Origin of the sequence: Nocardia altamirensis NBRC 108246 (assembly GCF_001612685.1) — a bacterium.
GTDB classification, from domain to species: domain Bacteria; phylum Actinomycetota; class Actinomycetes; order Mycobacteriales; family Mycobacteriaceae; genus Nocardia; species Nocardia altamirensis.
Genome location: NZ_BDAY01000008.1, coordinates 20,614 through 41,895, shown reverse-complemented (window position 1 = coordinate 41,895; position 21,282 = coordinate 20,614). Strand labels below are relative to the sequence as shown.

Here is a 21,282-nt window from a genome sequence, read left to right as displayed (position 1 = left end):
TCATTGCAGCCGCTCCCGGTACAGCACGCGATCCACCACGTCGATATCGATGTCGACTCCCGCCCGCCGGACCACCCGCACGCGCAGCGCCACCGCCTGTGGCGCCATGCCGAGCCACGTGACACCCGGCGTCGCGGACGGTGGCGTCGCGGTCAGCCCGAAGCTCATCCCGGCAGCCACGGCGGCGAGGACCGCGCGCTCGTCCGCCGCCACCACCGTCGACGTGTCGAGCCCCCGCTCCCGCAGCAGGTCGAGAATTGTGTCGTACGCAGGCGGATTGGCGGCCCGCGGCGCGTGCGCGAAGCTCAGATCGGCGAGCATCCGGAAGGTCGGCCGCTCGGCGACGGCACTGCGATGCTCCGACGGCACGACCAGCCAGCGCGGCACCTTGACCACCGGCCCTGCGTCCAGCCCGTCGACGAGGGCAGGGTGTTCGACCACCGCGACATCACACAGACCTGCCCGAACGTCGGCAACGAGATCGACGGTCGTCCCCACGGTCGTCGACACCACCGCACCCGCCTCGACCCTGCTGCGCAGCGCGGTCACACACGCGGTGACCACCCGGTCGGGCAATGCCGCGGTCGCGCCCCAATGCACGTCGCCACGGGCGTGTGCGATCCGCTTCGATTCTGCGAGGAACCGCTCAGCGTCGTCGACGAGCAGCCGAGCTCGCGGCAGCATCTGCAACCCCGCCGAGGTCAGCATTGCGCCCTGCCGCGTGCGATGAATGAGATCGACGCCGAGATGCCGCTCCAGGCGACGAAGTCCCTGCGACAGCGGCGGCTGAGTCATATCCAGGGCGGCCGCAGCCCGCCCGAAGTGCCCCTCATCCGCGACGGAGACGAAAAAGCTGAGGTGGCGGATCAGATCCATGTGATTCATTGAACCAGCGCGCCCGTCCGGCCCCGGCCCCGCCGCCGAGCCGCACCGCATATCCGGGCCGGACCGTGCGTCGGACCAGTGCCGATACCGATCTCGACTCGCACACGCCATGGTGCGATATTGGCCCCGGCTATCCCTGCGATGATGTCCTGCGGTGGTGACGAACTCCGTGCTGAACCCCCTCCGCCGACGCAGGCTGCTCGCCGCCGCGCTCGCCGTCTCCGCCCTTACGGTCGCCGCGTGCGGTGCCGACTCGGACAAGACCACAGCCCCCACCCAGACAATCAAGGCGACATCCTTCGCGCCCTTCACTGATATGGAAGCGAAATACGGTGCGCGCCTTGGCGTTTTCGCCGTCGACACCGGTACCGGCCGCACAGTCACCCAGCGCGACGGCGAACGCTTCCCGATCGCCTCCACCTTCAAAGGACTCGCGTGCGGCGCCCTTCTCCGCGATCACCCGCTGTCCACCGGCTACTTCGACCAGGTCATCCGCTTCCCCGCCACCGACATCGTCGCGAACTCACCGATCACCGAGACCCGCGTCGACACCGGCATGACGGTCGCCGAGCTCTGCCACGCCGCCATCACCGTCTCCGACAACACTGCGGGCAATCAACTCCTCAAACTCCTCGGCGGCCCCGAAGGTTTCACGGCGTTCCTGCGCTCCATCGGCGACCAGACCAGCAGGCTCGACCGCTGGGAAACCGACCTCAACACCGCCATCCCCGGCGACGACCGCGACACCACCACTCCGGCCGCGTTGGCCGCCGACTACCGCGCGCTGGTCGTCGACGATGTCCTGGCCAAACCCGAACGAGACCAATTGACCACCTGGCTGGTCGCGAACACCACCGGCGCCACCCGCATCCGTGCAGGCCTGCCCGCCGATTGGCGGGTCGGCGACAAAACGGGCACCCCGGCCTACGGTTGCGCCCTCGATGTCGCCGTCACCTGGCCGCCCGGCCGCGCGCCCCTCGTCATCGCCGCGCTGTCGGCGAAGGACCAGGAACACGCCGAGCCGGCCAACGCGCTGATCGCCGACGCCACCAAGGCCGTCGTCACCGCGCTGCAGTAGGACGCGAGGCGATGCGGCTGCCTAGGTGACGAACAGTTGGTCCGCCAGCATTTCGTCGAGGCTCTTCTCGAAGGCGTGCGCCACCTGATCGAGATCTTCGATCGAGTGGGCGGCGCTGATCAGGAAGCCGTGCAGCTCAGGGAGATAGACCTGATGTTTGCGCATGTAGTAGGCGAGCGCGATGGTCGCCTTGAAGTTGCTGCCCGCCATGCGTTCTCGATACAGACCGGCCTCGCGGTGGCTGAAGTTCAAGGAGAACATCGAATTTCGCGCGTTGATCCGGCAGGCCAGCTCGCGTTGGCGCACCGCTTCGCGCATCGCCTCCGCGAGCCGCGCGGTATTCGCGTCGAGCATCGGGTAGATCTCCGGATGCGTGCCGAGGTGCCGCACCGCGGCCAAACCTGCTGTGCAAGTGAGCGAGTTGCCGCTCAGGGTGCCGCCCGCGAACACCTTGTTCTCGTAGTCGTTGAACGGGTCCTGCGAGCTCTTCGCCATGTCGATCAGTGCCTGCTTGCCGATCACCGCACCGCACGGCAGGCCGCCGCCGATCACCTTGCCAAGGCAGGTCAGATCCGGGTGGATGTCGGCAAGCACCTGCACGCCGCCGTAGGCCGCCCGGAATCCGGAGACCACTTCGTCGAAGACCAGTGGGATATCGAGTTCGGTGCACAGCCGCCGCAATTCGGTCAGGAATTCGAGGTCGAGCGCGACCACCGAGGTCGGCATGGGTTCGAGGATGACACAGGCGAGTTCGTCCGCATGGGCACGCAACCGGTCCAGTCCGCCGATGTCGCCGTATTGCAGGACAACGGTTCCCGCCACCGTCGCCGGATCGGTGCCGAGTGTCCCGGCGACCGGTTCGGGATGGTGGCGGTCGCCGGAGAATCGGAACCAGGAACTCACCATGCCCTGGTCGGCGAATCCGTGATAGTGGCCTTCGAATTTCGCTACCGCGGTACGCCGCCGATAGCCGCGGCAGATCCGGATGGCGAACAGGATCGCCTCGGTGCCCGAGTTGCACAGGATCGCCTTGTCCGCCGCGGGAAAGGCGTCGACAAGCAGTTCGGCCAGCTCGATCTCGGCGACGTGGCCGATGCCGTTGACCAGTCCGCGATCGACGCCGGCCGTAATCGCGGACGTGATCGCCGGATGCGCGTAGCCGAGCAGGTGCGGGCCGTATCCGCCGGACAGGTCGATGTATTCGTTGCCGTCGAAGTCCTTGATGCTGCCGCCCGCGGCCTCCTTGACGAACACCGGGAAGCCGCTCGGAAAGAAGTAGCGGTCGATATGGGTCGGCGCGACCAGGCTCGACCGCGCTCGGTCGCGCAGGCCGAGCGAGGTCGGCATCTGCAACGTGAACTCGGCTTCGAATCGCTGTGCCACCTCGGCGCTCACATACGGCGAGTACCGGTCGGTGAAATTCCTTGCGTTGGACCAGATATCGATATCGGGATCGATCTGGGTGGCGAAGCCCTCGCCCGAGAGGAAGACGAGCTCGACCTTGGTGAAATTGGTCGTGTACCGCGAATCATATTGACGCAGCACCGCATTGACGTCGTTGAAGAAGGCGACGGTGGACCAGCGGTTGGTGGACAGGTCGAAGTGGTGGCGCAGTATCTCGATCATCTGCGCGTCATAGGCCGGACGCCGTTGGTGCAGCGGCGCGCCCGCGATGACGAAGTGCCGGGTGAATCGGTCGGTGGCGATTTCCCATTCCTTGCGGCTGCAGGCGTAATAGAAGGAGGACAGGCCCCACTTCTCGTCCTCGCTCAGCTCCACCGTCACGCCGTAGTCCACCAGCACCACTTCGCCTGCCTCGGTGAACATCACATTGCCCGGATGCGGATCGCCGTGGCAGATGCCGTGCATGTACAGCATGGTGTAGATGACGTCCTGCAACCGCTGCGCGAGCCTCGCGCGCGGAAACGGCACGGTGTCAGCGTGTTTGCCCGGAATGCCGTCCATGAACTCCATCACCAACATGCGCTGGGTCACCAGCTCGGGCACGACGGCGGGCACTTTCACGAACGGGTGAGCGCGGAAGTTGGCGTATATCCGCTGTTGCCGATCGGCCTCGTGCGTCATATCCGCCTGGGGCCGCAGCAGCCGAGCGAGTTCCTCGAATCGCTTGGGCAGGTTGAGATTCCGCACCGGCGGTACCGCGAGATGGACCAGCCGCACCAGCGTGGCGAGCGCGCTCAGGCTCTGCTCGAGCTGCTCGGGCACCGCATCCTTCACCAGCTTGACCGCGACCTTGCGACCATCGGACAGCTCGGCCACGTGCACCTGCGCGACGGAAGCGCTGGCGATCGGCACCGGATCGAACGAGACGAACGTGGCTTCCAGCGCGGCGCCGAGCTCGCGCTCGACCGCGCGTCTGGTCTGGTCGACCGTCATATGCGGGGCTTGATCCTGCAGCACCCGCAGCGTCTGCACCCACGATTCCGGCAGCAGATCCGATCTGGTCGCGGCGATCTGACCGATCTTGATGTAGATCGGACCCATCCGGAGCAGGAAGGCGAGGACCACCTCCGCCCGGCGCTGCTCGTGGCCGCGCCCACGCCCGCGTATCGAGCCGAGCAGGTATTCGGCTCCGCCGAGTAGCCCGTAACCTGCCGCTTTGGTGAGATGTCCGAGCATGATTCATCCGTTCCGGAGATCGTCAGAACACGAAAGAGAATCCAGCGAAGGACATGCCCGCGCTGCCGACCCAGCCCACCGCACGATCACCCGGCCGCAGTGCCCCCGCATCGATCGCCGAGGCGATCGCCGCAGGCACCGACGCGGAGACGATGTTGCCGGTTTCGGGATACACGTGGTGGATCACCTCGCCGAGGCCGACCTTGTCGGCCATCGCCTGCCAATCTCGCTTACTCGATGCGTGCGTGAAAAGCGCCGCCACCTTTTCCGGGTCGACCTCGAGCCGTTCGAAGACAGCGAGCACCTCCGCGGTGCCTGCCTCGTGCATCTCGAAGCCGAACGAGCTGAACCGCCCGACGCCATTGGCCGCGAGTTTGTCGTCGGGATCGCAGAATCCCTCGTAGCCGGGGAGAGTGACGTTGCACAGCGCGGCCAGATCCGGGCGGGAGGTGAACTGGAACTCCCACGGTGCGTTGTCGTCGGCGGTGAGCACGGTCGCGGTGGCCGCCTCACCGAGGGTGTAGGCCGGGAAGGTCGACGCGAGCGCCTCCGCCCGTTCGACCCGGAACAGGTCAGGAAAGACGTGGCCGCCGAATCGCAGGCTGAACTCCGCGTTGACGATCAGGGCCGCGCTGGCCCGTCCTGCGCGCATCAGCGCCTCCGCGACGTGCACGGCCCTGGTCCAGCTCATGCACGCGTCGATGATGTCGAAGCACTGCGCGTTCGCCAGCCCGAGCGCGGCCGCGCAATGGTAGGCCCCACCCGGTTCGAGGAAACCGCGCCCGATGCCCGTGTAGATCAGCAGATCGATCTCGTCGGCGCCGGTATCCGCTTGCGCCAGTGCGGTGTTCGCCGCGGTGCGGAGCAGATCGATCGGACGCTCGCCCGCGTCGAGCCAACGCCGCTCCCGTGAACCCGCATAGCGCAGGTACAGGTCGACGGACCGCAACATGCCGTCGAGATCACCGTCGAAGCCGTCCGAACTGTGTTGGCCGATCAGGTCGATGATTTCGGCGTTGCCGACGACGCGCGAGGGTAGGCCCGCCACTGCGGACCGCAGGCGCATCTCAGGCCACCGCTTCGTGTTGCGTTGCGGCGGTGCTCGATTCGCCGGGCTCGGCCCCCGTCAACACTTCCGCGATCGCGCGGGCCATGGCGCCGATGGATTCGGCATCCCACATCAGCTCGGGCGCGAATTGCTTGCCCGCCCAGTCCTCGAGCTGCTGGTGCAGGTTCATCTGATCGACCGATCCGAAGCCGTATTCGGCGAGCGTGCGGTCGGCATCGAAGGCCGGTGCGCCTGGCCCGGCATTGGTGGCGATCCAGTCGGACACTTGGGTGAGCAGACCCTGCCGCACGAGTTCGGTCATGGTGGGCAGGCTGTTCGGCTGCGGGCCATTGGCAGGAACGCGTGCGACAGCCGTCAACGGCTCGGTATCTGTCGTCGCTTCCGTCCAGCGGTAGATCTCCGGCAACCGGCCTGCGAGGAATTCCGATCGGCACTCTTGGCGACGCAGTTTTCCGCTTGTCGTCCGCGGCACCGCGCCTTGGACGATCAATACGACTGTGATCGGGGCGATTCCGTGCCGCCTGGCGACCGCGTCGCGCATCGTTGCGGCCAACTGGTGCGGCTCCACCTTGCCCTCGGCGCGATACTCCGCGACCAGCGCGAGCCGCTCCTGCGCGGCCTCTCCGACACCGAAGGCGAGCACGCCGCCTGCCCGCAGAGCCTCGGCACTGCCGACCGCGGTGGCTTCGATGTCCTCCAGGTAGTAGTTGACACCGTTGACGATCATCATGTTCTTCAAGCGGCCGTTGACGAACAGCTCGCCGTCGTAGACGAAGCCCAGATCGCCGGTGCGCAACCAGCGGGTGTCGCCGCCGGCGAATCTGGCGCCGAACGTCCGCAAGGAATCGTCGTGCTTGCCCCAATACCGTGGCGACACACTTGGTCCCGCCGCCCAGATCTCGCCGACCACGCCGTCGGGCAGGATCCGACCCGATTCCGGGTCGACGATGGCGATTTCGGTGCCGGGAACCGGGGCGCCGACGCCGACGAGTTCGACTCCGCCTGGTGCGGTGGCGATTTCGGCTCTGCGCCGACCGAGGGCCTGCGGGTCGAATCGTCGCGCTACTCGACGCTCGTGCGAGCCACCACACGTTAGGACCAGCGTTGCCTCCGCGAGACCGTAGCCAGGGGTGAGCACCGCACCGTCGAGACCGTGCGCTGCGAAAGTCGCTTCGAACCTGTCCAAGGTGGCCTTGCGCACCGGCTCCGCGCCGTTGCCCACATGCCGCCAACTGCGCAGATCCAGCGAGGCACGCTGCGCGGCCGTCGTCTTGTCCACACACAGGTCGAAGGCGAAATTCGGTGCGCCACTGTGGGTTCCCCGATAGGCCGTGACGGCATCCAGCCACCGGATGGGATTCTTCGCGAACGTCGTCGGCGCCATCAGTACCGCGCGGCAACCGGCGTAGACCGGCAGCAGAACACCGTTGACCTGGCCGTAATCGTGGAAGTGCGGCAGCCACGATACGACGACGCTCTCGTGGTCGACCTGCCACGCGCGGGCGAGCTGTCCGCAATGGTTGATGCTCATCGCATGATCGATGACCACGCCCTTCGGCGCCGACGTCGAGCCCGAGGTGTACTGCAGATAAGCCACTATGCCAGCGACGGCGGTACCGCGGCCCTGTGCCGTGCCGAGCGTATCGGTCGCGATGTGCGGCAATCGACTGAACGACAAGCCCGTGTCCCCCGCAGCAACGATCTCGGCGGTGGTCAATACGGCGGCAGCCGTGGCATCGGCCGCGATGGCATCGATGTGGGCTGATCGGTTACCCCCTGGCGCAAACAGCGGTATGCCGATCACGCCCGCGTACAGACATCCGAAAAAGGCTGCGACATAGTCCAATCCGGCCGGATAGAGCAGCAGGGCGCGTTCGCCGCGACCGACCGTATCGGTCAACCGCTCAGCCACCGCACGCGCCCGATTATCGAGCTCCTGGAATGTCAGACAATCCGCTTCCCGGCCGTTCTCATCGAGAAACACATATGCTTCTTGGTTTCCCTGCCGACGAGCCCGTGTTCTGACAAGATCGACCCAGTTACCAGCTTCGACAGCGTTGTCCACGGACAAGGGCTGCATGCGTACCTCTTTGCGATTCGTTTGTCCAGCGGCCGAATGAGCTACTCGATCACGGCTTTCATCGATTTCTAGCAAACCATATTCAGCCGCCGCATAATTGCCGGATCGAGCGACCGGGCCAATCTATCCTCGGCTTCGTAGACCCGTCAATACTTTTCTGAATGGAACCATGCAATCTCGGCGGTATACGCGCTCGTCAGCAACTTGTCAGCGGTTTATCAGCCCTATTGTCAGCGATGGTCGGCATATTGACATAGTTCGTATCACGCCCAATTATCCGAAAAGACGGAGTCCACGTGGCAGAGCCGATCATCAACGAAGCCGGTTCACTGCGAGCAACATTCGTCTCCTTCGACCAAGCCATGACGTCCGCGCTCGCGATCGCAATGACGAGCCCCTCATCGCACAACTGCCAACCGTGGGCGGTGGCGCGATTGGTCAGCAACGCCGCACGCGACCACATCGCGACCCGAATCGGCGCCCTACCGACGGCAGACCAGGCCCCGACCGAAACCCTCATCCTGGCCGTCGACCGCACCAGGGAGATCGCCGCACTCCCGACGCACCACACCGAAATGCGGCTCAGCTGTGGCCTTTTCTGGCACCTGCTGCACCGCGCACTCGCCGCACAGGGGTGGGTGGCGTGCCACGATGTGCGCCCCGATCCGGCGCAGCTGGCAGGCATCGGCTTTCCAGTGACGTGGGTTCCCTTGCGATTGACGCACTTTCGCTGGCACCCCGAACCGACCGAAACCCTGGGCGAAGTGCGCGCCCTTGCCATGCGGCGCCAGACCAACAGAGGCCCTTACGAAGACGGCCCGATCGCACCGATCCTCCTCGACAAACTCGCGGAGGACCGCACTGCCGCGAAGCGCACGCGGCGCGGCCAACGCAACCGCGCTGGTCTGCCGGGCGTCCGAAACGGGACGGCCCAGGTGAATCCCACGCCACAGCTGCACATCCGGTACCTGAGCTCCGGCCCTGACCTGCACCGGTTCGCCGCGTTCATCGCCCGATACGCCGAACGGGATTTCACGCATCGCGCCGCCTGGCGCGAAACACATTCCTACATCAGGCATAGCGAGGCCGAAGCCGCAGCAAAAGGCGACGGTTTCACGCTCACCCACTTGTTCGGACCACTCTCGGCCCGACAACGGCTGCTGCGGCGGCTGATGTTCACACCGGCCGTCATGGCCGTGCTCAGCGTGACCAGCTTTCCCAGGGCCATCGCTGGACAGCTCGCCGGGCTGGTGCTTCGCACCCCCGCCATCGTCTCGATCAGCGTATCCCCCTGGGAGAATGCCGATTTCGATATGGTCGACGCGGGTGCGCTGCTCGGCGACTATTGGCTGCGGGTCACCGGCGCAGGCTTGGCCATGCACCCGATCAGCGTCGTCGTCCAACACGATGATCTGCGCTACGAACTCCAGACCGAGTTCCAGCTGCCCGGCCGTGTCGTCTTCGTCGCCAGGCTCGGGCGCCCCACCGTGCGGTTCCTGCCCGCACCACGCAGGCCACCGGCCGTGCTTGCGCTCTGAGCCGAGACGCTGGCGCGCGGCCGTCATGCCGCGTAATACCCGGGGCCAACTCGTGTTCCGGCAATCTCGGTGGTCACCGCGGCCATCCCGTCGAACGCGGCCACCAGTCTCGCGAAAGCCGGGGTTCGGGTATCGCGCTCGAACTCGGCGAGGTCATCGACCTGGATCACCTCGAAGTAGTGGCGTGGCGAGTCGGGGATCCGCTGCACGCTGAACGACCGGATACTCGGCAACTCCGGGCAGGTCGCGTAGTCGACCTCACGGACCCACGATTCGAACGCCGCGGCATCGGTATCGGCGTGCAACCGGATCAAATGCACGATCAGCTCCATGGTCTGCAACTCCTTCAGCGACGCGGGCGAGCACGACGACCAACCCTGAGCGCGCGTGCGATGTTGTTCTTCTGAATTTCGTTGGTGCCGGAAAAGATTCGTGCGGGGAGTGCGTCACGCAGCAGCGTTTCGGCATCCCCCGCGGTGACCCCGAGCGCGCCGCGCAACTGAACGGCGTCCAGTCCGATCTTGACCGCGGCCTCACTGACCGCCACCTTCGCCAGTCCGGACGACACCGTGCCGTCCGCACCCCGAGACAGTTCCCAGGCGGCGAGCATCAGCTGCAGCCTGGCGGACTGCAGGGTCGCGACCATGTCGACGATCCGGTGACCGACCGACTGGAATTCGCCGATGGGTGTACCGAATTGTGTTCGCTCCCCGACGAATTCGATCGTGCTGTCGATAACGCGGCGCATCGCGCCGAGATAGACGCCGAACAAACAGGTGCGTTCCCATTTCATCGAACCGGCGAAGACACTCGCCCCGGCTCCCACACCACCGAGCACCCAGTCCAACGGGATACGGCAGTCGGTGAGGTGCACATCGGCCGTCGGCGAACCGCGCAGACCGACCTTGTCGTGGGGCGCACCGACCAGCAGCCCTGGCGTCCCGGCCGGGACCAGGAAGGCGGTCAATCCGAAGTAGCCGCCGCCCGGCTCGGTGGCGGCTTGGATGACGAAGAGGTCGGCGACCGGCGCATTGGTGGTGAAAGCCTTGACCCCGTTGAGAACCCAATGGTCGCCGCTGCATTCTGCGCGCGTAGTCAGGTTCAAGATGTCCGATCCCGCGTTCGGTTCGGTGATGGCGTGTGCCGCGATGAGCTCACCGGAGCTCAACCCGGACAGCCACTGCTGCTGTTGTTCGCCCGTGCCGAACTCCACGATCGGCATCACCGAGGCGAACAAATGGGCCGCGATGGAGAAGGCGAAACCGGTATCGGCACAGCCCGCGCCCAGCGCCTCCATGAGCGCGGTGGCGGTGAGGGCATCCAGTCCGCAGCCGCCGTGCGCGCTCGGCGCCGTGGCGCCGACGAGGCCCTGCCTGCCCGCCAGCCGCCAGCGCCGCCGAAAATCGTCGTGGTCGAACAACTCCGGGTCGTAGGATTTCGGACCACCCAGATCACGGCGGGCGAACGCGGTCACCGCAGCGCACATGGTCTCGGTTTCCGGTGGTAGATCGAAGTTCATGACGCCCTGTCTCTGTGGCAGTCTTCCTGGTATTCCTCGACAAGCAGGTGGTAGTTGATCCCGCCGGTGCCGAAGGAGCTCACACCGGCACGGCGCGGCCGGCCTGGCACGGCGGGCCACGGCGCGGCCACGGTCGGCAACACCGCAGGGATCTGGTCCAGCGGCAATTCCGGATTGCGCGTATGCAAGTTCACGGTGGGCGGAAAGGTCTCGGCCCGCATTGCTTGCAGCGTCCGCAGCAGTCCCGCGGCGCCCGCGGCGGCGAAGGTGTGCCCGATGAAGGATTTCGCCGTACCGATCACCAATGGCTGGACTCTTCCACCGTAAACCTTTGCGGCAGCGGTGATTTCCACCCGATCGCCAACTCGGGTCCCGGTACCGTGCGCCTCCAGGTAATCGACCTCCGCAGGCTCGAATTCCACCTGACCGAAGGCACGACGCATGGCAAGCACCTGTCCGTCGACATCCGGTGCGATGCATGATTTCGCATCGTTGGCCGCGCCGATACCGCGAATCAGACCGTGGATTTCGTCGCCGTCGCGCCGTGCGTCGGAGAGTCGCTTGAGCACGAACATGGCGCAGCCATCGCCAGGGCTGAATCCGTCGGCCTCGACATCGAACGGCGTGATTCGGCTGCGCGACAGCATGCCGAGCGCCGAACAGAGCACCAAATCACGGGGATTGCAGGCCAATTCGACGCCGCCGGCGATGGCGTAGTCGACAGAGCCTGCGCGCAGTGCCGTGATCGCATAGTCGATGGCCGCCTGCGTCGAAGCGCAGGCCGCCTCGATCGCGAGCGGTACGGCCGACAACCGGAACTCGTTGGCAGCCAAGGCCGCGACGCCGCTGGCCAGGCAGCCGTCGAGATCCGCTGGCGTGACCGGCGCACGCCAGGTCACATACTGTTCGCCGACTTGCTCGAGAATGCGGTCACGGACCCCGCCGGGCAGGTCCGCCATATCGTCCAGCGCCGCAGCGATATCGGCCAACTTCCCGACCGACCGTTCCGCGTTGAGACTGCGTTCCCGCGACAGACTCAGCGTGCTCCCAAGCACCACGGTGCCGTCGCCTGCGCACAGCGTATGCCGCCGACCGTAGCGAGCCAGCGTTTCCTCGGCGACCGAAAGCGCGAGCCGCTGAGCGCGATCCATCGCCTGGTAGCGGCGTGGGGTGATGGGCAGCGACGCCGGTGGCCGCTCAGGGATCGATGCCGCCGCACCCACCGCGCAGTAGCTGTGGGTGAGGGTGAGCGCGCCCTGCGCCAAGTAGAGGTCGCGATCCAGCACGTCGTCAGGGAGTTGTCGCAGGCTGTCCCGACCGGATCTGATGTTGTGCCAGAAGGCGGTCGCGTCCGGTGCGTCCGCGAAGGCTCCGCCGAATCCGACGATCGCGATGGCTTCCGGCGTCGCGGGCGCGGACCGCACGAGTGCCGGTCTCGGCCGATGCCGGGGCGACGGGCATTCGTACCCTTCGAGGAGCAGATAGGAGGCCGTGCCACCCAGCGCGGTCCCGCATACTGCCGCATATCGCGCGTCGGCAGGCCATCTTTCGAGATCGTCAGCGAGTCGGAACGGTGTCGCGGCCAGGTCAGCGGAACGCAGCGGCCCCGGCGGCAATGCGCGATGGTCCAGCGCGAGAGCGGTTTTCGCGATGCTCGCCAGTCCCGCGTTGGCGAATCCGTGGCCGAGCCGATCACCGGTGCCGCCGAACCCCACCGATCCCGGTGCGGCAGCGCCGAATACCTTGCCGAGCCCACCGACACCTGCCGCGGTCACCGCGGGGATCGACGGGCCGACCCAGTCGACGTACCCGACCGCCTCGGGCGCGATACTCGCCGCCGCGTGCGTCTCGTCGGCGACCCGGTAATACTGCTCGGCCTCCGTCGCGTAGCGCAGCACGCCGGGGTGCGGGTCGTGCCGCACCCGGCATTCGAGAATCGATGCGTAGCCTCGGTCACCGTCGTGCAGCGCCGACGATCGTCGTTTCAACAGCAGCGCAACGACACCCTCGGCCAGCATGTCGGTCGCGGAAAGCCCCTTGGCCGCCAGCATTTCGCCGATCAGCTCGCCCTCTCGGCACTGTCCTGCCAATACCAGGACCGCCTCGGCGGTGCCTGCACGCAAGCTGTCGACCGCGTGCCGCAGCGCGACGAACGAACTCGCGTCGGTGGACTCCACCGCGATCGTGCGACCGGTCAGCCGAAATGCCGTGGCAATACGGGCCGGAATCGCGCTCGCCATCTCCCCGACCCGGTCGTGCGGCGAGGCACCGAGTCGTTCGGTGAGACGAGCGCGCAGCTGCGCGGGCAGTTGCGCGGCCCGTCCGCTGATCCGGTCGTCCGGATCCAGCGCGGCCACCTGCCCGAGATGGCGCGCGTACCGCGCACCTTCGATGCGAAGTGCGTTGGCGTACTGACGATCCGAGCCGAAACAGGTGCCGACGATGACATCGGTGCGCTCGGCAGGCGATCGCGCCGGATATCCGGCGTCGGCCAGGCACCGATGTGCCGCTTCGAGCATGAGCAGCTGCAGCCGGCTGATCGAGCCCCGCTGTGCGGGCGGGATGCCGAACCGGGCCAGATCGATATCCGCATCGTTCAGGCGCTGCTGCCCGGCTCCCGTGGCAGGCCGAGTCAACAGCTTCCAGTACTCGTCGGCACCGGCGGCCTCGGGATGCAGGCACGCGATACCGGTGATCGTGATCGGTTCTCGGTCGAAATGCGGCATGCGGCTCCCTGACTATCCGCGTCCGGGCGGATCGGCGGGCTCGATCACCTCGACCACGCCGCGGTCGCCGTCCACCACCACCAGATCTCCGGTTTTCAGCACGCGCGTCGCGTATTTCGTGTTGACGACGGCGGGCACCCGGAACTCTCGCGAGACGATGGAACTGTGCGACAGCATCGAACCGATATCGGTGACGATGCCCGCCGCGACGGCGAACAGCGGAGTCCAGGTGGAATCCGTGTACTGGGTCACCAGGATCTCACCAGCCTGGAATTCGTCGGCCTGCCATGCCAAGTCGTCCAGGATGCGGACGCGGCCGACGGCACGCCCCTGGCTGGTGCCGAGGCCATCGAGCCTGGCGCCGTCCGGCGGCGGCTCGACCGAGCGGGTGATATCCCATTCGCCGAGGAAACTCAGTGGCGGCGCGGGCATTCGACCATGGTTTCGGGAGATCCGCTTACCCTCCTCCAGCGCTGCGCGGGAGAAGATCTCGCGCGGATCCTGCTCCCCTGCCAGATAGCGCAGTATGTCCGCGAAATCGAGGTAGGCGACCTCGTCGACCGAGCGCAGCACCCCGGTCTCGAGCAGGCGATCGGCTACCTCGTAGACCACGGAACGAACCAGCCAGATGGAGCCGATCATCGATACCCTGGCGGTCTCTCGGAGCGAACTGCAGGTCTTGTACAGCCAGATCACGCCGTTGAGCACGCGGCGCTTGGGCCAGCTCAGTCCACGCACGGCCGCGGCAGCCTCGTCGTCGCGCGCGTCGTGCACCGATTCGAGGACGTCGTCGATCGAGCACCCGTCATCGACATAGCGGCGAATCAACTGAAATACGTAGGTGGGGTCGTCGATCCAGCGCGGATTCGTCAACTCCATCTCTTGATGGGCGTGCACCCCGTTCTCCCGCAGGAAGGGTTCCATGTGCGCCGCCCAGAACTCCGATCCGGCCGCGTCGGCGCGCAGCCGGGCGGATACGTCGGACGGCGCACCGGAGCGCACGATCTCCAGCACCCTCGGCTGATCCCGGACCACCTGGGCCAGTTGCCAGACCTCACGCGCACATTCGACGGTGCGCAGGTTCGACATATCGGTCTTGAGCCGGTTCTGCAGCCGCTCGCCCGCATCGCCGAGCCAGGCAACGCACAGCTGTGCCAACAGGTCGTGGTAGCCGAAGGCATACAGGAAGTACGGCATGTACCCGACATGCATATCGTGGAAATGCGCTAGGCGACGCCGCATTTCGATACCCAGCTCGCGACGGTCCAACTCGCCGAGCCTGATTCGGCCGGCACGGTCGTATTCGTAGCGTCGTGCTTCGACCATCCGCACGGTGCGCTTGCGCATATCCCGCAGCTCGGCACCGGCGGTCCGCAGCCAGAACAGCGCGGATCGCCAACCATCGGGCCCGATGCTGTAGCTGCCGAAGGGATTTCGATAGGACGCCAGGTCCACCTCCTCGCTGGCGAAGCGTTCGGTGGCATCGCGTTGATCCCGCATCGCCGGGCTCTGGCTCAGCAGATAGCTGGCATAGGAGACGTTCAGGTAGACGTAGCCCTGGAAGTAGCCCATCTGCACGGACGGATCGCCGGTATCCCGGACGCCTGCGCCGCGCACGCAGGCACCGTGTACGTGGTACTGGTAGTGGTGGGCGAAGGACAGGCCGAGCGGCGTCATCGCACCGGTGAAGATCTCCCCGATATCCATGCGGGACCAGAGAGTTCCGTGCTGCACGGCGTCCGGCTGCGGTTCGGCGTAGGGACTGACCGTCGCGGCCCGTACCGGGCCTGCGGTGATCGGACGCGCCTGCAAAAGATGCAGCGCGCCGTCGCACAGCGCCCACTCGATATCCTGTTCGGCGCCATAGTGATCCCGTACTCGCACGGCCAGTTCCACGAGTTCGCTCAACTGCGCGGGAGTCAGGGACGATATGGCGCGTTCCGCCTCGGCGACCTTGACCAACTCCACGACGCCCGGCCGGACCACGGCGCATTTGGTGATCTTGTAACGGACGGTGCGCTCGACAACGTCGCGGCTACCCGGATCGACGACGAAGGAATCCGCGGTCACCTTGCCCGCAACCAGACCTTCGCCCAGCCCCAAACAGGCATCGACCACGAAACGATCCGTGCGCCCACTGATCGGGTCACGGGTGAACAGCACACCCGCCACATCGGCGGGAATCATCCGCTGGATCACCACCGCGATGGCGCCCGCGTCGGCGTCGGCGCGATACGCGACGGCCCGGTCCGACCACAGCGAGGCCCAGCACACCTTGACCGCCTCGAGCAGCGCGTGCCCGTCGCACACGTCGAGCACCGTGTCGTGCTGTCCGGCAAACGATTGCGCGGCCGAGTCCTCCCGTCCCGCCGACGAGCGCACCGCGACGCGCGGCCACCCGAGCGCTGCGTACGCGTCGAGAACCGCGACCGCGATGTCCTCCGGGATCTCGCTCGCGAGGATCGCGTCGCGCATCCCACCCGGATCCCGGCCTGCCGAATCGAGGCCGCTACCGCGCAGGAAGCGCTCGAACAACCCGGTCGTGAGGCAGTAGGCCGCCGGTACCGGCAGCCCCGCCCTGATCAACTCGTCGAGCCGAGCACCCTTGCCGCCCAACGACTCCTGTGCATATCGCCGCGGCCCACCGAGCACGACCACGAGATCGTGCGCGGCGGCGCTGACGGCGACGTACGCCGCCTCCTCGGTGCCGGTCATGCGGTCCGCCTTCCTGGTTCGGGGAGCGCCGCGGCCAGCGGGTTGCCTCCGACGAAAACGAAGAACTGGTCACCGGGGATGAGGCGGCGCATGTCGATCTCGGCGAAACCCGCTGTTTGCAGCTGGCCGGTCAATTCGGCGACATCCGGTAGCGGGCCACCGAAGTCGGCGAACTCGAACCACAGGTTCAACACCTCCATCGGGAGGGTGCCACCGCGACACGAGGTGGTGAGCACGAGCCGTCCGCCTGGCGCGAGCAGCGACCGCGCATGCTCGAGCAGCGCCACTCGCTCCGCGACCGGGAAGTAGTAGATGTTGTTGTGCATCGTGATCACGTCGAACTGCGGTTCCAGCCACAACTCGCGCACATCGGCGCGCCGCACCTCGACGCGGTCGGCCAGACCCCACGCGATCACGTTCGCGGCCGCCGCTGCGGCCACCTCGGCCTGGAAATCGATGGCCACTGCGGTCAGCCTGGGGTTCAGCATGGCCGCGTGCCGCACGTATATCCCACTGCCGCAGCCGATGTCGAGTAACCGCAGCGGTGCCTGCCGGTCGAGCACGCGCTCGACGGCCTCCTCGACAAAGGGCTGCACGACCCGGCTCGATCGGGCGATGATCGAGCCGTCCTGATCCGTCAGCGTCAGCCGCCTGCCGCTGCGGAGCATATCCGGCGCATTCAGCAGCGCGGGCGCGTGGAACAGCACGACCTCCGCCAAAGCCGCTGCGGCAGCATCGCTTCCTGGCCGGGCGAGTGCTTTGGCGGTGCGGCTGCGCAACCGATAGTGACCGTCTTCGACGGCCAGATCACCGAAGCGCACGCCGAGCTCTAGCCAGGCGCGCAACCGATGCCGGTCACCGGCTACCCCGAGCAGGTCTGCGCAGGCCTCCACAGCGCGGGGCTGGTCGCCAAGGTGCTGCAGTATCCCGGCGCGCCAGGCGCCGACGAGAAAGCTGGCCCGGTACAACGGTTTCGCGAATTTCGCCGCCAGCGACACCAGCAGCGTGAGATTGCCGTCGGTGGCCATCTTGGCCACGGTCGTGAACTTCATGACAGGCTCCTTCGCGGCTCGTCGTGCCTCGCACCCGGCCGCCTGCGCGCGAGCGTCGGCGGCACCTCGGCGAAGGATCGGTAGTCGATCTTGCCGTTGCCGTTGCGCGGCAACGCCGTCATGCGGGTGACGGTGCGCGGCACCATGTATCGAGGCAGGTGCCGCGCGCAGTGCTGCTTGATATCGATGAGCGTCGGCTCGGGGGCTCCGGCGCGGACGGTATAGAAGAGGGCGAGCCGCGCCTCGGCGCCCGCCCCGAGCACAACCACCGCGGCCGCGTCGATCGACAAGTGCCGCAACACCACCGATTCGATCTCGCCGAGCTCGATGCGATAGCCGGACAGCTTCACCATGCGGTCCTTGCGCCCGCGATAGACGAGCCTGCCGTCGACCATGGCGACCAGGTCACCGGTCGGATGCCGTCCGCGTCGATGCTGCTCGGCCGCGGGCTCCGAGTCCCGGCGCCAGTATCCGGGGGTGACGCAATCTCCTTGCACCACAAGCTCACCCAGCGCGTCTGGCTCCCCGATCTGCTGCCCGTCGGCGTCGACGATCAGCAGTTCGGCATTGCCGACAGGCAGGCCGATGGGGATCGGATCATCGGTAAGGAGGTCCGCGTCGGTCACCCGATGGAAGGTGCAGACGTTGGTCTCGGTCGGACCGTACAGGTTGTAGAGCACCGGGGGATGCACCGAATCGGCAAGCACGGCAGCGAGTTCACGCAGCCGCGGCGTCGGATACACCTCTCCGGCGAACAGCACGTACCGCAGGCTGCGGGTCACCTCGGGCGTCAGCGCGCACGATGCGGTCAGCAGCATCAGGATCGACGGCACGGAGTACCACACCGTGACCCGGTGCTCGTGGATACCGGCGGCGAGCGCCGCTACGTCGCGGGCCTCGCCGTCCTCGACGATCCACACCGCCGCGCCCACCGAGAGCGCGACGAACAGATCGAAGGTGCTGAGATCGAAATTGAAGGAGGCGTGATTGGCGAAGACGTCGTCGGGTCCGACCGCCAATTCCCTACGCGCCCAATCGATGAACACCGCGAGATTGCGGTGGGAGATCTGCACGCCCTTCGGGGCGCCGGTGGATCCCGACGTGTACAGGATCGCGGCAAGACCGTCCGGCGTGCTGCCGGTCGGCGGTGCGAGGATCGGCGGATCGTCGTGCGGCGTGCCGAGGAACTCGGCCCAGGTGACGGTTGGCACCGCAGTCCTGTTGTCCGACAAGGGCGCGTCGCGCGCGTGCGCGGTCGACGGCCGCACCTCGTGCTCCTCGCCGACCACTACGACGCTGCGCACGGACTCGGGCAACGCCGAGTCGGTCCGCAACCGCAGATGCCGTGCGTCGGTGAACAGTGCGATCGGCTCGGTATCGGACAGGATCGCGTCCAGGCGACCGGCCGGATGACCGCCGTCGACCGGCACATAGGCGCAGCCCGCCTGCAGCGCGGCAAGGATGGCCTGCGCGAACTCCGGCCCCTTTGCCATCCAGATGACGACCCGATCCCCCGGCGCCGCACCGAGTTCCCGCAGCCGGGCCGCCAGCCGGTCGACCGTATCCGCGAGTTCACGGTAGGTGACCGTGCGCCGGCCGAGCAATGCGTTGCGGGCGCCATGGTCGTCGGATTCGATGTCCGGCAGGCGGATCACGCGATCGGCGCGGAGGTCGGTGAGTCGTGCGGTCACCGGCGCTCGGCCTCCTGCGTCAGCTGTCTGCCGCCGCCGACCGCCGCCTCCGTGCCTGGCAACACCCCGGTCTCCCGCCCGGCGTCGATGAAGATCTGCGCGGCAAGCGCCAGGTCCTCGGCCGTGTGTTCCGATGTCACGCTGACCCGCAGCCTGGCATGGCCGAGCCCGACGCCGGGGAACACGACGGTCTGGCAGAACAGGCCGCGCGCTCGGACCGCACGGCCCATCTCCATCGCTCGGCGCTCGTCACCGACGACGATCGGGATAATCGCGCTCCGCGAATCCTCGAGATCGAATCCGGCGTCGGTGAGATACCTGTGCAGTTGGCGAATGTTGGCCCACAGGGCGGTGATTCGTTCGGGCTCGCGCTCCATGACGCCGATCGCGGCGATCATGCCCGCCGCCACCCCGGCCGGGATGGTGGCGGCGAATACATAGGAGTTGGAATAGAAACGCAGGTAGTCGATGACCTCTTCGTCGCCGACGACGAACCCGCCCATGCCCGCGAGTGTCTTGCTCATGGTGCCGAGCTCGAGATCGACCTCACCCTTCATGTCGAAATGTTCGGCGGTGCCGGTGCCGCGGTCGCCGAGGACCCCGGTCGCGTGCGCGTCGTCGACGAGGACCCGTGCCCCGTACGAACGGGCCAGCCGGACTATCTCCGGCAGATCGCAGATATCGCCGTGCATGCTGAACACGCCGTCGGTGGCGATCAGCATGCCCCTGGCCTGGCCTGCGCACCGGTCCAGCACGCGCTCCAGGTCCGCCATATCGTTGTGGCGATAGATCTTTCGCAGGCCACCCGACAGTTTCGCGCCGTCGACGATGCTCATATGGTTCAGCCGGTCCACGATCAACGCGTCCTTGATACGGACCAGCGCGGAGATGCAGCCGAGGTTGGCGGCATACCCACCGGGATAGACGATCCCCGCTTGGCGCCCCTTGAAGGCGGCGAGCCTGCGCTCGAGTTCCTTGTGCAGCTCATTCGTGCCGCCGATGATCCGGCAACCGGTGTTGGTCGCGCCGTACAGCCGGGTCGCCGTGCAGATCGCGTCGACGACCTCGGGGTGATTCGCCAGGCCGAGATAGTTGTTCGACGCGAACATCAGGAATTCCCTGGTGCGCCCGGTCAATTCGTCATGGATCAGCGCCCGGTTCGCGCAGCGGGAACGCAGCGGCATGCCGTACCAGTAGAGGTGTTCGGCCTCCCTGGCCCTGCGGTGCGCGGCGAATTCCGCTGTCTTGGCGAACAGATCGGGATCGCCGGCGTCCATGAAGTCACGCATCGACCGGTCGTCCCACGGCGTCGTCCCTGGCGGGCGGATCGGATCCAGCTCTCCGACAGCCAGTTCCGCTGATGTCGCGGGCTCGGACATTGCGTCGTCCCGCTGCGCCTCGATCACCTCCACACCGCAGCGGGCGGCCAGCTCCGCGATCAGCCCGCGCAGACTCTGAACATCGATCTCCGCCGCGAGCCCATCGGGCAGCGACAGCGCCTTCGCCACATCGTCGATGATCGACATGAGGACGACGGAATCGATGCCGAGGTCGCCTTCGAGATCGGCGTCGAGCGCGAGCTGATCGCGCCGGTATTGGGTGTAGGTCATCGCAGTTGTGACAACCAGCTCGGATACCGTCTCCCCCACCGCCTCTGGGACGATCGACGACGCGGCCCCGGTATTGCACGCGAGCATGTCGAGGACCTCGTAATCGACCCGGTCGACGGGTGCGTGCTGGTGCGTGAGGTCGGTCATCGGGAGTCCTTCCCCTTCGTTCGGAATCGCTCGATCAACCCGGCGATCGCCTCGATGGACCGAAAGTTCTCCGGCCTGATATTCGGCAGCGGTATCACGATCCCGAATTCCGTTTGAATCGCATGCACCAGCTCGAAGATCTCGACCGATGAAATGATGTTCAGCTCGAGGATCGGAGTGTCCGCGCGCAACCCGTCACCATTTCCGTCCAGCCAGGACTCGACGATCAAATCCTGGAGAAACTGCTCAGTGGTCATGATTTCCCTGAGGTTTGCGGCAAATTCCTGGCATTCCCGACGGTTACTCGCCGAGCCCATGGCGTCAGACTCTTGACCACGGCGCTGACAGGACCGCTGACGAACCGCTGATGGCACCCAAGCCCGGCCTGCCGACCTGCCCTGATCCCGAAACTGAGCATCTGACCAGGTAGTTGCAGGCGGCGCCATGACGACGGATCCGAAGCAAGATACTTCCATCTGGTATGATGCACACCACTTAAGTGGTTTGGTTATGGAACGCGTCACATGCGAAG

At 66.5% G+C, this 21,282-nt stretch carries 14 protein-coding genes; 2 read left to right on the top strand and 12 right to left on the bottom strand.

The genetic code is table 11. The annotated features are described in order from the left end of the window. Positions 1-876, bottom strand: coding sequence for a LysR family transcriptional regulator (locus NA11_RS04615; RefSeq protein WP_069160519.1), 876 nt, complete (start codon positions 874-876; stop codon positions 1-3). Between the two features lie 166 nt (positions 877-1,042). On the opposite strand from NA11_RS04615, the gene bla reads away from it, so the two are divergent. Continuing rightward, positions 1,043-1,963: a class A beta-lactamase gene (bla, locus tag NA11_RS04610; RefSeq protein ID WP_084654160.1), complete on the top strand. Its 921-nt coding sequence runs from the start codon at positions 1,043-1,045 to the stop codon at positions 1,961-1,963. A 21-nt stretch (positions 1,964-1,984) separates the two neighbouring features. Here bla and NA11_RS04605 read toward each other — a convergent pair whose 3' ends face one another. Genes NA11_RS04605 through NA11_RS04595 form a run of 3 tightly spaced genes read right to left on the bottom strand, consistent with a single transcriptional unit; the run spans position 1,985 to position 7,752 of the window. Continuing rightward, positions 1,985-4,603: an aminotransferase class III-fold pyridoxal phosphate-dependent enzyme gene (locus NA11_RS04605; RefSeq protein ID WP_069160482.1), complete on the bottom strand. Its 2,619-nt coding sequence runs from the start codon at positions 4,601-4,603 to the stop codon at positions 1,985-1,987. Between the two features lie 22 nt (positions 4,604-4,625). Next, a complete protein-coding gene (locus tag NA11_RS04600) occupies positions 4,626-5,669 on the bottom strand; it encodes a 3-oxoacyl-[acyl-carrier-protein] synthase III C-terminal domain-containing protein (RefSeq protein WP_069160481.1) in 1,044 nt (347 codons plus the stop codon). A gap of 1 nt (position 5,670) precedes the next feature. Then, the gene (locus tag NA11_RS04595; RefSeq protein ID WP_084654138.1) at positions 5,671-7,752 is read right to left on the bottom strand and encodes an AMP-binding protein; all 2,082 of its coding nucleotides are present in this window, start codon (positions 7,750-7,752) and stop codon (positions 5,671-5,673) included. Between the two features lie 296 nt (positions 7,753-8,048). On the opposite strand from NA11_RS04595, the gene NA11_RS04590 reads away from it, so the two are divergent. Further along, the gene (locus NA11_RS04590; RefSeq protein ID WP_084654137.1) at positions 8,049-9,290 is read left to right on the top strand and encodes a hypothetical protein; all 1,242 of its coding nucleotides are present in this window, start codon (positions 8,049-8,051) and stop codon (positions 9,288-9,290) included. A gap of 23 nt (positions 9,291-9,313) precedes the next feature. Here the strand turns inward: NA11_RS04590 and NA11_RS04585 are convergent, their stop codons facing one another. From NA11_RS04585 to NA11_RS04550, 8 genes are read right to left on the bottom strand one after another with little or no spacing between them, the layout of a single operon-like run. Further along, positions 9,314-9,622, bottom strand: a complete 309-nt coding sequence (locus NA11_RS04585; RefSeq protein ID WP_069160479.1) for a RedY/HapK family protein — start codon at positions 9,620-9,622, stop codon at positions 9,314-9,316. A gap of 14 nt (positions 9,623-9,636) precedes the next feature. Continuing rightward, the gene (redW, locus tag NA11_RS04580) at positions 9,637-10,809 is read right to left on the bottom strand and encodes an L-prolyl-[peptidyl-carrier protein] dehydrogenase (RefSeq protein ID WP_069160478.1); all 1,173 of its coding nucleotides are present in this window, start codon (positions 10,807-10,809) and stop codon (positions 9,637-9,639) included. Beyond that, entirely contained in the window at positions 10,806-13,535 is a 2,730-nt protein-coding gene (locus NA11_RS04575; protein ID WP_084654135.1) for a polyketide synthase, read from the bottom strand. The genes redW and NA11_RS04575 overlap by 4 nt, the downstream gene beginning before the upstream one ends. 12 nt (positions 13,536-13,547) lie before the next feature. Continuing rightward, on the bottom strand, positions 13,548-16,250 hold the full coding sequence (gene redH / locus NA11_RS04570) for an undecylprodigiosin ligase RedH (protein ID WP_069160477.1): 2,703 nt from the start codon (positions 16,248-16,250) through the stop codon (positions 13,548-13,550). Then, on the bottom strand, positions 16,247-17,302 hold the full coding sequence (locus NA11_RS04565) for an SAM-dependent methyltransferase (protein ID WP_069160476.1): 1,056 nt from the start codon (positions 17,300-17,302) through the stop codon (positions 16,247-16,249). Before NA11_RS04565 ends, redH begins: the two co-directional genes overlap by 4 nt. Next, positions 17,299-18,993, bottom strand: coding sequence for an amino acid adenylation domain-containing protein (locus NA11_RS04560; protein ID WP_069160475.1), 1,695 nt, complete (start codon positions 18,991-18,993; stop codon positions 17,299-17,301). The genes NA11_RS04565 and NA11_RS04560 overlap by 4 nt, the downstream gene beginning before the upstream one ends. Further along, positions 18,990-20,750 carry an aminotransferase class I/II-fold pyridoxal phosphate-dependent enzyme gene (locus NA11_RS04555; protein ID WP_069160474.1) on the bottom strand — a complete coding sequence of 587 codons (1,761 nt, stop codon included), beginning with the start codon at positions 20,748-20,750 and terminating at the stop codon, positions 18,990-18,992. The genes NA11_RS04560 and NA11_RS04555 overlap by 4 nt, the downstream gene beginning before the upstream one ends. Continuing rightward, the gene (locus tag NA11_RS04550) at positions 20,747-21,007 is read right to left on the bottom strand and encodes an acyl carrier protein (RefSeq protein ID WP_069160473.1); all 261 of its coding nucleotides are present in this window, start codon (positions 21,005-21,007) and stop codon (positions 20,747-20,749) included. Before NA11_RS04550 ends, NA11_RS04555 begins: the two co-directional genes overlap by 4 nt. Between the last annotated feature and the right edge of the window lie 275 nt (positions 21,008-21,282).